This window comes from Arhodomonas sp. AD133 (genome assembly GCF_051195215.1).
Taxonomy (GTDB): Bacteria; Pseudomonadota; Gammaproteobacteria; order Nitrococcales; family Nitrococcaceae; genus Arhodomonas.
On sequence record NZ_JBNAZM010000001.1, the window covers coordinates 197,595 to 209,341 of the forward strand.

The window sequence follows — 11,747 nt, forward strand, 5'->3', positions numbered from 1 at the left end:
CTGCTCATCGGCGACGCCTGCGCGCCGCGTCGTTGGTATTGGTATCGGCCCCGGTGCCGGTGGTCACGCCTGGCTGGCGAGGAACGCCCGACACCGCTCGGAGTCCGGGTTGCCGAAGACTTTCTCCGGCGGCCCTGCCTCTTCGACCTGCCCCTGGTTGAGAAACACCACCTGGCTGGACACCTCCCGGGCGAAGCGCATCTCGTGGGTCACGATGAACATCGTGCGCCCCTCCTCGGCGAGATCCCTGATAACGGCCAGCACCTCGGTGACGAGCTCCGGATCCAGCGCCGAAGTGGGCTCGTCGAACAGGATCACCTTGGGATGCATGGCGAGCGCACGCGCGATGGCGGCTCGTTGTTGCTGGCCACCGGAGAGATAGGCGGGGTAGCCGTGGCGCTTGTCGTGAAGCCCGACTTTCTGCAGCAGCCGCTCGGCGTCTTCCACCGCCTCGGTCTTGGAACGCCCGAGGACCTGACGCGGTGCCTCGATCACGTTCTCCAGGATAGTCATGTGCGGCCAGAGGTTGAAATTCTGGAAGACGAAGCCGACGGTTGCGCGCAGGCGCGTGATCTGCGCCTGGTCCGCCGCGGTTAGGCTACCGTCGCGGGCGCGCTTGAGCGCCAGCGGTTCGCCATCGAAGACGATCTCGCCCTCGTTGGGCTGCTCCAGGAGATTAATGCAGCGCAGCAGCGTGCTCTTGCCGGAGCCACTGGAGCCGATCAGGCTGATGACGTCACCGGCCATTGCGCTCAGATCGATACCCCGCAGCACCTCGAGGTCGCCGAAACGCTTGTGAATATTGCGGACTTCCAGGGCCGCTGGTGCTTGTGTCATGGGTTCTTCGCCTTTTGGGCACCGCAGGCAAGCTTAGCAACGCCGGTGGCGGTTAGCCATCGACGCCGGCGACGCTGAAGCCGCCCAACGGGCGCGATTCTGGCGGTGATCGACGTCACGATCAACCACCGTTGTCAGGTACGAACAAGTCCACGATCACGGGATCGTGATCGGCGCTGCGCCACGGTCCTTCTCCGGCGATGACCGCCGGCTCGTCGGCATTCACATGCCAGACCGCCGCACCCTGGCGCACGGTCCTCGCCCGCCGGTTTCCAAGCGCGTGGTCGAGCAATCCGGCACGGCCGTCGTACACGTAGGTATAGCGCTCACGCTCGGACACGCTGGCCGCGAGCAGATCCTCCAGGCCGCCGGTGTCGGCGAGCACCCGCAGGGGGGCCTCGCCCGGATAGGCGTTGAGATCGCCGAGTACCACCACTGGTACCGCCGTTGCCTCCCGCTGCAAACGCCGAGTCCAGCGCGCGAGCGCCCGCGCCTGGGCGGTGCGTCGCCCGTTCCAGCAACCCTCGCCGGTGTCCCGCTCGCCCCGGGATGGGCATCCGCCCCGCGATTTGAAGTGCACGGCCGCGACCACCGCCCCGCGCCCGGAACCGTCGACGAAATGCGCCGCCACCGGCGGCCGGTCGTGCACGGACGCAGAGTCCAGCCATACGTCGCGTACCGTCAGACGCGCAGGGCGATAGAGCAGCACCGTGCGGATGACGCCACGCTCGCGTGCGAGCCCGGCCGCTGCGGCTGAATAATGGGCCTGCGGTGGTGCGTCGCGATTGACGGCGGCGATCAGGTCGGCAACCGCGGCCGACCGGTTCTCAATCTCCTGAAGGGCGAGCACGTCGGCATCCAGGGTGCGAACCGCGGCCACCAGACGTTCGCGCTGCCGCCGCAGCGTGCCGGCGTCCTCCGCGCCACGGCTGCCGAGGGTGACGAAGTAGTTCTCCACGTTGAATCCAGCGAGCCGCCATGCCCCCTCGCGCCCGGGCGGCCGACGTCTGGGATTGGCGTTCGTGAAGTGTGGTGGTTCCACCGGGTGGATACGCCAGGCACCGAAGGCGTAATCCAGCACACCGGTCACGGGGGCCGTCCGGTCTCCGATCCGGCGGGTGCCCGTTTCACCCAGGAAGGGCACGGGTCGCGGCTGGCGGGTGTGGCTGCCATCGTCGAGCAGGACCCCGGCGGGCCGTCCGCGGCCGCCCTGCTGATACAGACGTGCGCCCACGGCGAGGTGGAGTACACCGAAGCGGCCGAGATCGCGATTGTCGGTGACCACCAGCTCGCCGCGGGTGCGGACCAGGGTATCCTCCAGCGCGGTGAGGCGCGCCGGCCCGGCCGGGAGTTGCAGCGGCGTGGCCGTGATCCGCGCGCGCCCGCACCGCTCGATGCCTGCCACCCATTCGAGCTGCAGTCGCCCTTGATAGGCACCCACCTGCGCCTGCACCCGAACGCGATCGCCGGCGCTCGGCAGCGCGTTCGGGTCATGGTCCGGGGTATAGACGAACACCCCTGCCGGAGGCTTTTCCGCGGACTGCAGATAGAACCCGTCCAGTCGTCGATCACCGCCGAAAGCCGCGCCGACGACCCCGCGCACCGCCACCTTCGAGCCCTCCTCCGGTGGCTCGGCGCGAAGCGTGCGTACCGTCTGCGCGGAAGCGCCGCAATCGGCCGCGGCGGCCCCGGATGCCGCGATCAGTACCAGCGTCCAAAGCCACTTCACGAGCGTTCCCACTGCCTCGTCGTATCCGCTGGCAGCGTGCCTCCCGGCTCCTGGTTGCGCCGTACCAGCGAATTCGCATCCATGCGTCGATTGCCCGCCGGCCGGCGCTGGTCCTGGGCGTGTGGTGACATGAACGCCAGGACCGTCTCCCCCGGCTCCGGGGCCAGAGCCCGGCCGGCCTCGCGCAACCTCAATCCGCCCTGAACGCGTACGGCCAGCATGGGCATGGTGTCCTCGCCGAGGCCGGAGAAGTACGCATCCGCCCGATAACCACGGGTGATGCGCGTACGCTGGAAGCGCCAGCCGCGGTAATAGCGACCCTGCAGCTCTTCGTAGCGTGCTTCCCGCCCGTAGAGCGGACGCCCGGTCAGGGGGCGCTGGATCTGCCGGGGCTGGTCCTCGGCATCCGTGGGCAGCTGGAAAACGTACTCCCTGCCGAGATCGCGGACATAGCGGCTGCATACCAGCGCGTTGTAGGCGTCATTGTCCGTCGCGGCGACAAGGTACCCGATATCCGAGAGATCCAGTTCCTGCTCCGCCGTTTCCGACAGCACTTCTCCGTAGAAATACGGGATGCCGGCGAGCCGCACGGGGCGCAGGCGGTGCCAGGATTGATCGCAGATGATGACGTACACGCCGAGCTCGCGCAGCCGACTCGCCAACGCCACGCTCCACGGGGAAGCACCGACGAGCATCAGCCCGTGGCGGTCCCGCGATGCCAGCCCGAGCTTCAACGCCACGGTGCGAATGGAGAAGCCATGGAGGATCACCGTGGCCAGCACCAGTGCGAAAATCAGCGGTGTCAACACCTGCGCCTGGGGATAGCCGGCCATGACCATCTCCGGCGCGAACACGCCACCCACCGCCGCGGCGACGATGCCCCGCGGTGCGATCCAGGCCACCAGCCCCCGCTCGGCGTAGGACATCGGCGTCCCGATGGTCGCGGTCCAGATCGCCAGCGGCCGCACCACGAAGATGACCGTGGCGATAAGCGCCACAGCCCGCCAGTCCAGGAGCGCGAGCATGCCCGCATTGACATCGGCCGCGAGCAGAATGAACACGGTGGAAACGAGCAGGACAGCCAGGTATTCCTTGAAGCGCCGAATCTCCTGGATGTCCGCGAGCCCGGAATTGCCGAGCACCATCCCCATGACCGTCGCGGCCAGCAGCCCCGCTTCGGCCTGCACCGCATTCGCCAGGGCATAGACCACGAGAACGGTGACGAGCAGCACCGGCGGTTTGAGGAACTCGGCAACCTGTCCCCGCAGGAACAGCCAGACCATGAAGCGTGCCGTGACCCAGCCCATCGCCACGCCGACCACCACCCCGCCGACGAGCCGCGCGATGACTTCCACCGTCGGACTCGGCGCCTGTAGCGTCACGAAGAACTGGAACACCAGCACCGCGAGCATTGCGCCCAGGGGGTCGTTGATGATCCCTTCCCATTTGAGATAGGACGCCGGGCGGCGGCGTAGCGCTGCATGGCGCAGCAGAGGCATGATCACGGTGGGGCCGGTGACAACGATGATGGCACCGAAGACAAGCGCCACCGGCCACGCGAGCCCGCCGACATAGTGTGCCGCGAGACTGCCCAGAAACCAGTTCAGCGGCAGAGCCGGGAACAGCAGCCGGCGCACGCCGGAACGTGCTTCCCGAAACTCGTGCCAGCGCAGGCTCAGCCCGCCCTCGAAGAGGATGACCGCCACGCACAGCTGGATGACCGGGTGCACCATGGGGCCGAGGTCACGGCTGGGCACAAGGACACCGGCGAGTGGCCCCGCGGCCAGGCCGAACGCACAGAGCACGACGATGGCCGGCCACCGCAGCCGCCACGCAAGCCACTGGGCGCCCACGCCCAGCACGGCGATGAGCACCAGGACGTCAGTAAGATGGGATTCGGGCATGGTCGCCCCCGGAGCCCGCGAAAAATAGCGGCGGAGAATAGCAAAGCCGTTTTACGGCGGCGACCCCCGTACGCCGCGGACGGCGAACCGATCACGAAAACCCTGATCCGCCAGGGCCGCTCTTACCGATCAGCCGGCGTCATCGCTTTCCAGCAGCCTCTCCATTTGATCCGGGTTCTTGTAGCCGCTGACCATGCGGCCATCGTCGGTGACCAGCGACGGCGTCCCTCGCACGCCGAACTCGCGGGCCACTTCCAGGTGCGTGTCCACCGGGTTGTCGCAGGTGCGCGCATCCAGCGCCTCGCCGGCCTTCGCCTGCGTCAGAGCGGCGCGCGGGTCATCGGCACACCAGGCCCACACGGCCTTGTCGTAGGAGCGACTGTCGCGACCGGCGCGCGGCATCAACAAATAGCGCACGCGAATACCGCGGGCGAGGTACTCGTCCATATGCCGGTGAAGCTTGCGGCAATACGGGCAATCGATATCCGTGAACACGGTCACCTCGTGCCGCACCTCACCATCGGGCGCGTAGATGAGCATCCGCTCCTCGCCGAGCTCATCCAGCCGAGCAAGACGCAATTCCCGGCGGGTCGCCTCCGTCAGCGAACGCCGCGCGGCAACGTCCACGAGCTCCCCCTGGAGCAGGTACTGCCCGTCGGCGGTGACGTAATACACCTCGGTACCGACGACCGCCGCGTACAGTCCTTCCACCGGTGTCTGCTCCACGCGTGAGACCGGGGTGTTCGGCGCCAGCTCGGCGAGCGCTTCGCGGACTCGGTTTTCCGGTCCGTCCGCGAGGACGGCATGGCTGACCAGTACAGCCGCGACGACGGCGAGCATGCGTAGCATTGAGTGCCTCCGGGAGGGATTTTGTTCGTCATTGGCGAAAAGTCTACGTCTTCGCGTCGAACGTGGCGAGTGGGACATTCGAGCGCGAAGCGCGGCGATGCGCGGCACACGGCGTCCGATTGCCGGGGGCCGCCGACACCGTCATCGTTGCACCGCTTATCCTCGGGGGTGATGCTCGGCGTGCAACCGCTGCAGGCGTTGTCGCGCTACATGGGTATAGATCTGGGTGGTGGACAGATCACTGTGCCCGAGCAACATCTGCACGACGCGCAGATCCGCCCCGTGATTGAGGAGGTGCGTGGCGAAAGAGTGCCGTAGCGTATGCGGCGACAGAGGCGTGCGTATACCCGCCTCTATCGCGTACCGTTTGATCCGGTACCAGAACGCCTGCCGTGTCATCGCCGCGCCGCGGCGTGTCACGAATGCGTGGGGCGATTCGCGGCCGGCGAGCAACGCGGGCCGGCCCCGGCGAAGATGGCACTCCAGCCACTCGAGTGCATCCTCCCCCAGGGGCACGAGTCGTTCGCGTTCGCCCTTGCCGACCACGCGCACCACCCCTTGCTGCAGACCGACGGCCCCCAGGGGCAGGCCCACCAGCTCGCTGACGCGCAGCCCGGTAGCGTAGAGCACCTCGAGCATGGTGCGGTCGCGCTCACCGAGGGGATCATCGACGTCGGGCGCACTCAGCAACGCCTCGACCTCGCGCTCGCTGAGCGCCGAGGGCAACGGTTGCCCCTGCTTCGGCGCCTCCACCTGCGCACTCGGGTCCTGCTCGATCAGTCCCTCGCGTACCGCGTAGCGATAGAAGCGGCGCAGGCTGGACCGCAAGCGTGCGACGCTCCGCGGTTTCGCCCCCGCCTGCATGCGCTCGGCGAGATAGCCGAGAATCTCCCCCTGCCCCGCCTCGCACAACCCACCCCGCTCACGCGAGCACAACCACCGGGCCAACGCCGTGAGGTCGGCCCGGTAAGCGGCGAGGGTCGCGGCGGCGAGGCCGCGTTCCATCCACAACGCGTCCAGGAAACGCTCGATGATAGCCTCGTCGTGCGTGCTTGGGCACGACACGGCGGTTACGCCGTCACTCCTTCGAAGCATCCTGCGCGGGGCCATGTATGAGACTGCGCAACGTGTCCACCGGTAGCGGAATCACCGTGGTCTGGCTCTGGGCCGAGATGTCCGAGAGCGTCTGCAGATAACGCAGCTGCAGCGCCGCGGGCTGCGGGGAGATCCGCTCGGCGGCGGCCACCAGTTGCGCCGCCGCCTGGAACTCGCCGTCAGCGTTGATGATCTTCGCCCTCCGGTTGCGTTCGGCTTCGGCCTGGCGGGCAATGGCACGCACCATGGACTCGTCGATATCCACGTGCTTGATCTCCACGTTGGCGACCTTGATACCCCAGGCGTCGGTCTGCTGATCGATGATGTCCTGGATGTCGGCATTGAGCTTGTCGCGCTCGGCGAGCATCTCGTCGAGCTCGTGCTGGCCGAGCACCGAGCGCAGCGTCGTCTGCGCGATCTGGCTGGTTGCCGAGAAGAAATCCTCCACGTAGATTACTGCGCGCTCCGGGTCGACGACTCGGAAATAGAGAACGGCGTTGACCTTCACCGAAACGTTGTCGCGGGAGATGACGTCCTGGCTGGGCACGTCCATGGTGACCAGGCGAAGATCCACCTTCACTGCCTGCTGCAGAACGGGGATCACCAGGCGCAGCCCCGGCCCCTTGACCTTCCAGAATCGTCCGAGCAAGAACACCACTCCGCGCTCGTATTCCCGGAAGACCCGGAACGACGCGACAATGACGGCGAGCACGATCGCAACAGCGACCAGTATCGGTATCCCCATGCTGACCTCCCTGCTGGCTCGGGGCGTGATAACGTCCCACCCCTCGCAAGCATAGCGACTGCACGCCATGTCCGACAGCACATTGCTTCTCTACTGCCGTCCCGGATTCGAGAGCGACCTCGCCGCGGAGCTCACCACGCGCAGCGCCGAGGCGGGGTTGCCCGGCTACTGCCGTGCCCCGGCGGAGAGCGGTATCGTCGAGCTTCACGCATCCGACGCGGCGTCCGCCGAAGCCCTTTGGGAGCGGCTGCCCTGGCACGAGCTGGTGTTCGCGCGGCAATGGCTGCGCGCACTCGGCAGCGAGCTGTCACTGCCCGAACACGATCGCGCCGGCCCGCTGGCGACCGCCGCGGCGCAGTGGGTTACAGCACTGCGGACCGTCTGGCTGGAGTATCCCGACACCAATACCGGGAAACAGCTTTCACGGTTCTGCCGCCGTTTCCAGCGCCCGCTCGAACGTGCCCTGGTGCGAGCGGGTGTACGCCTGGACGTCGACGATGCGCCGCGTCTGCACGTGCTTTTCGAGGACTCCTCCCGAGCACGGCTGGCCCTGTCCCGCCCGGACAACAGCGCCCCCTGGCCGCTGGGCATCCCGCGGCTGCGCATGCCGCGCGATGCACCGTCACGTTCCACGCTCAAGCTCGACGAAGCGTTGCAGAGTCTGCTCGACGAGCCTGCCCGGGCCCGCTGCCTGCGCCCCGGCATGACGGCGGTCGACCTTGGGGCGGCGCCGGGTGGGTGGAGCTGGCAGCTCGCCCGGCGGGGTCTGTCCGTCACGGCCGTGGACAACGGCCCGATGGACACGGCGCTGCTCGCCGGTGGCCTGGTGGAACACGTGCGCGCGGACGGGTTCACCTACCGCCCCCCAAGACCGGTGGACTGGGTTGTCTGCGATATCGTCGAACAACCTCATCGCATCGCCCGACTCATGGCGGACTGGCTGCGACGCGGCGATGCCCGCGCGGCCGTGTTCAACCTGAAGCTGCCGATGAAACGTCGCTATCAGGCGGTCGCCGATGCACTGCAGCTCGTTCGATCCCGGTTGCCCGAGCCTCGTGGGATCGCGGTCAAGCACCTGTATCACGACCGCGAGGAAGTGACCGTGTGCATTCCCCCCACCGCCGGAATCTGAGGCGGCGCACAGCTGTCTACACTGATAGTGAGGACGACATACCCATGGCAGGGAGATTCTCGCGATGGAGACCACCGTCACCCTGTTGCAGCGGACGTTCGTCACGCACGACGTCGTGCGCCTGGTGTTGAGCCGCCCGGACGCATTCACCTTCGAGCCCGGCCAGGGGGTCGAGCTGGCGCCCGCGGACCCGGATACGGACGTGCGCGGGGGCCCGTTCACGCCTACCTCGTTACCCGGCGACGGTGTGCTCGAGTTCACTATCAAGGTTTACGACGAGCACCACAGCCTCACCCGCTGGCTACGCCAGCAGGAGCCCGGCGCGTCGCTGTTGCTGCAGGGGCCGTTCGGCGCGATTCGGTGGCGGGGGCCCGGCGTCTTCATCGCCGGCGGTGCCGGCATCACGCCCTTCCTGGCCATTCTGCGCATGCTCGCCCATAACGGCGGGCTCGCGGGCAATCAGTTGCTGTTCTCCAATCACACCGGCGAGGACATCATCGCCGAGCGCGAGCTCCGCCATTTTCTCGGCCGCCGGTGCGTGTTCACCTGCACTCGCGATCAGAGCACGCCCTATCGTTACGGCCGTATCGATGAGCCGTTCCTGGAGGCGGAGGTGGACGACTTCGACAAGTACTTCTACGTATGCGGCCCGCCCGGGTTCATGCGCGACGTCATCGCCAGCCTCGAGCAACTCGGCGTGGGCAGGGATCAGCTGGTAATCGAGAAGAGCTGACCCGCAATCGCGTGCGGCATGCCAACCGGCCTAGGCCAGGCCCGCGAACGGCGACCGCTGCTCCCAGCCGCGCATCACCAGGAAGTCCTGCGGCCGGTCGGTGATCACGCCATCCACGCCCCAGCGCCACAGATGCTGGAACGCTCGTGGATCGTTGGCGGTATAGCAATACAGATCCAGCCCGGCTTCCTTTACCGTCGTGGCGGCTTCCACGGTCAGCCGCTGCCAGTCGCAATGCACGCTCACCGCCGCCAAAGCCCCCGCGCGCGCGATCACGTCCCCGGGTACCGATTGCACCAGCAGGCCCAGCCGCCAGTCCGCCGACGCCTCCCGGCAGGCTGCCAGCAACGGCTCGTCGAACGAGGAAACGAGCAGGCGATCATCGGCCAGTGGCGTCTCGGCAAGCGCCTGGGCAAGCGCCGCCACGATCGGTTCGGCTGGCTCCCCCGCGCTGCGCTTGAGCTCGAGATTGAGCCCCAGCCCCCGGCGCCGGCAGCGTTCGAGGAGCTCGCCCAGCAACGGCACCCGCTCTGCCGGAAAACGCGGACCGAACCAGCTGCCGGCATCCAGGGACCTCAGTGCGCTGCGGTCCATGTCACGCACACTGCCATGGCCGTCCGTACAGCGCTCCAGGCGCTCGTCATGGAAGATCACCGGCGTACCGTCACCGATGAGGCGCATGTCCACTTCGATCCAACGGACCCCGAGCGCCGCGGCGAGCTCCACCGCCGCCAGGGTGTTTTCCGGCGCGAGGCTGGAAGCGCCGCGATGGGCAATGATGCGGTCTGCGATCATGGTCTCCGTCACATTCGTCTGCCGAGGTGCCCGCTGTCGGCAACCATCATGCGAGCATAGTCGGCGACGATGACACCGCGGAGACACCCCGCTGCCCGGTTACTCCGGCCGCACCCCGTGCATCTCGTCGACGAGTGCGATCACCCGCCAGCCGTCCCCGGGGGACGGTGCGTGCACGTCGCCGAAGACGTGTACCGCCCCCGCTGGATCGACGGCCAGAAGCGGCAGCGCCGCCGCGCCATAGTGCTTGCGGTAAGCGTCCCAGTCGAAATGCTCGGTCAGCCCCGTCGCACGCATCGTCGCCCCCTGTCCCAACGCGCTCGCGAGGCGGGCGTAAGTCACTTTCTCGCCGAAGAGCATGTTGTCGCGCCGGCGGCGCCGGCGCAGTGACTCCGGCCGCTGCGGATCGCTTTCAGTCGGGTTCAGACGGAATACGTTGTTCTCCCCGAGCTCTCGGGCGAAGTGGTGGCTGGCCAGCGCGTTGAGATCCGACCGCGGCGAGACCGCGAGCATCCTGCCCAGACCGGTGAGGCTGAGATGGCGGTCCGCGTGCTCCGAGGTGGGGTCGCCGTGGTAGACCGGTAATCCCTGCATTCGCGCATGCTGGATATTCTCGCGATTGGGGTCGGCAAGCAGCACCGGCACATCCAGCGACTGAAGCACCTCACCAAGCGCCCGGCCCACGGCGTTGGCGCCGACCACGAGCACCCCCCGTGGCGCCGGTTCACGTACCCCGAGCCAACTGGCCAGGGGGGTCGCGGTGGCGCTCTGCAGGACCACCGTGAAAACGATCACCAGAAAGGTCAGCGGCACCAGCATGCCGGCGCCGGTGACGCCCGCCTGCTCCAGGCGCACGGCGAACACCGCCGAGACCGCCGCGGCAACGATCCCGCGCGGCGCGATCCACGCGACCAGGGCACGTTCACGCCAGGACAGCGGCGTCCCCAGCGTGCTCACCACCGCATTCAGCGGGCGTCCCACGAACTGCATGAACGCCAGCAAGCCGGCGGCCCCCCAGCCCACGGTCACCAGGCTGTCGAGATCGAGCCGCGCGGCGAGCAATATGAACAACCCGGAAATGAGCAGAACGCTGAGCGATTCCTTGAAGTTGAGGATATCGTCCAGCGGCACAGCGCGCATGTTGGCAAGCCACACGCCCATGACTGTCACGGCCAGCAATCCCGCCTCGTGATGAATGGCGTCGCTGGCATAGTAGACCGCGAACACCGCGACCAGAACGCCCACGTTGTGGAGATAACCGGGCAACCAGTAATTGCGCAACACCAGGCCTGTGACGTACCCGGCCAGCGCGCCCGCAACGCTGCCGGCGACGAGTACTGCGGCGAAGGTGACGAGTGCGCCGCCAACACTGCGCTCGGCGGCGCTGGCCAGGAGAAACCCGAACACCAGCACCGCCATGAGGGCGCCGATGGGATCAATCGCGATGCCTTCCCAACGCAGCACGTTGGCAACCCGCGCCCGTGGCCGGACGGTGCGCAGCAGCGGACCGATCACCGTCGGCCCGGTGACGACGGTCACCGCGCCGAACAGCACGGCCGTCTCCCAGGCGAGGTCGACGAACCACCATGCCGCCACCGCGGTGCTCAGCCAGGTGATCGCCACCCCCACCGTGAGCAATCGCCTCACCGGCGTCTCCAGTCCGCGGATCTCCTCCAGGCGAAGGGTGAGTCCGCCCTCGAAGAGCACGACGGCAACCGCCAGCGAGATAATGGGAAAGAGCAGATCGCCGAACAATGCATCCGGACGAATCCAGCCGAGAACGGGGCCAACCGCGATCCCGGCAACGAGCAGAAACAGGATCGCCGGCAGGCGTACCCGCCAGGCAAGCCATTGTGCCCCGACGCCTAGAACCCCGATGCCCACGAGCGCGGCGGTTGCGCTCTCCTGCATGACTGCACGCCCCCTGC

10 protein-coding genes are annotated in these 11,747 nt (G+C 67.6%); 2 read left to right on the top strand and 8 right to left on the bottom strand.

Features of this window, described 5'->3' with window-relative positions:
- Positions 1 to 63: 63 nt before the first annotated feature.
- The 6 genes from ACPEES_RS00800 to ACPEES_RS00825 all read right to left on the bottom strand — a co-directional run bounded on the left by ACPEES_RS00800 (position 64) and on the right by ACPEES_RS00825 (position 7,159).
- The gene (locus ACPEES_RS00800; protein ID WP_435099849.1) at positions 64 to 837 is read right to left on the bottom strand and encodes an ABC transporter ATP-binding protein; all 774 of its coding nucleotides are present in this window, start codon (positions 835 to 837) and stop codon (positions 64 to 66) included.
- A gap of 121 nt (positions 838 to 958) precedes the next feature.
- Positions 959 to 2,566 (bottom strand): ExeM/NucH family extracellular endonuclease, encoded by a 1,608-nt coding sequence (locus tag ACPEES_RS00805; RefSeq protein ID WP_435099852.1) that lies wholly within the window; start codon positions 2,564 to 2,566, stop codon positions 959 to 961.
- Positions 2,563 to 4,470, bottom strand: a complete 1,908-nt coding sequence (locus ACPEES_RS00810) for a cation:proton antiporter (protein WP_435099855.1) — start codon at positions 4,468 to 4,470, stop codon at positions 2,563 to 2,565. The genes ACPEES_RS00805 and ACPEES_RS00810 overlap by 4 nt, the downstream gene beginning before the upstream one ends.
- A 129-nt stretch (positions 4,471 to 4,599) precedes the next feature.
- Positions 4,600 to 5,319 carry a DsbC family protein gene (locus ACPEES_RS00815; protein WP_435099858.1) on the bottom strand — a complete coding sequence of 240 codons (720 nt, stop codon included), beginning with the start codon at positions 5,317 to 5,319 and terminating at the stop codon, positions 4,600 to 4,602.
- A 156-nt stretch (positions 5,320 to 5,475) separates the two neighbouring features.
- Entirely contained in the window at positions 5,476 to 6,414 is a 939-nt protein-coding gene (xerD, locus tag ACPEES_RS00820; RefSeq protein WP_435099861.1) for a site-specific tyrosine recombinase XerD, read from the bottom strand.
- Positions 6,398 to 7,159, bottom strand: a complete 762-nt coding sequence (locus ACPEES_RS00825; RefSeq protein ID WP_435099864.1) for a slipin family protein — start codon at positions 7,157 to 7,159, stop codon at positions 6,398 to 6,400. Before ACPEES_RS00825 ends, xerD begins: the two co-directional genes overlap by 17 nt.
- Before the next feature lie 67 nt (positions 7,160 to 7,226).
- On the opposite strand from ACPEES_RS00825, the gene rlmM reads away from it, so the two are divergent.
- Both rlmM and ACPEES_RS00835 read left to right on the top strand, forming a co-directional pair.
- Entirely contained in the window at positions 7,227 to 8,291 is a 1,065-nt protein-coding gene (gene rlmM / locus ACPEES_RS00830; protein WP_435099867.1) for a 23S rRNA (cytidine(2498)-2'-O)-methyltransferase RlmM, read from the top strand.
- A gap of 64 nt (positions 8,292 to 8,355) precedes the next feature.
- The gene (locus tag ACPEES_RS00835) at positions 8,356 to 9,024 is read left to right on the top strand and encodes an FAD-binding oxidoreductase (RefSeq protein ID WP_435099870.1); all 669 of its coding nucleotides are present in this window, start codon (positions 8,356 to 8,358) and stop codon (positions 9,022 to 9,024) included.
- Between the two features lie 30 nt (positions 9,025 to 9,054).
- On the opposite strand, the gene ACPEES_RS00840 is transcribed toward ACPEES_RS00835, so the two are convergent.
- Both ACPEES_RS00840 and ACPEES_RS00845 read right to left on the bottom strand, forming a co-directional pair.
- Positions 9,055 to 9,819 carry a glycerophosphodiester phosphodiesterase family protein gene (locus tag ACPEES_RS00840; protein WP_435099873.1) on the bottom strand — a complete coding sequence of 255 codons (765 nt, stop codon included), beginning with the start codon at positions 9,817 to 9,819 and terminating at the stop codon, positions 9,055 to 9,057.
- A 99-nt stretch (positions 9,820 to 9,918) separates the two neighbouring features.
- Positions 9,919 to 11,730 carry a cation:proton antiporter gene (locus ACPEES_RS00845; protein ID WP_435099876.1) on the bottom strand — a complete coding sequence of 604 codons (1,812 nt, stop codon included), beginning with the start codon at positions 11,728 to 11,730 and terminating at the stop codon, positions 9,919 to 9,921.
- Positions 11,731 to 11,747: the final 17 nt, after the last annotated feature.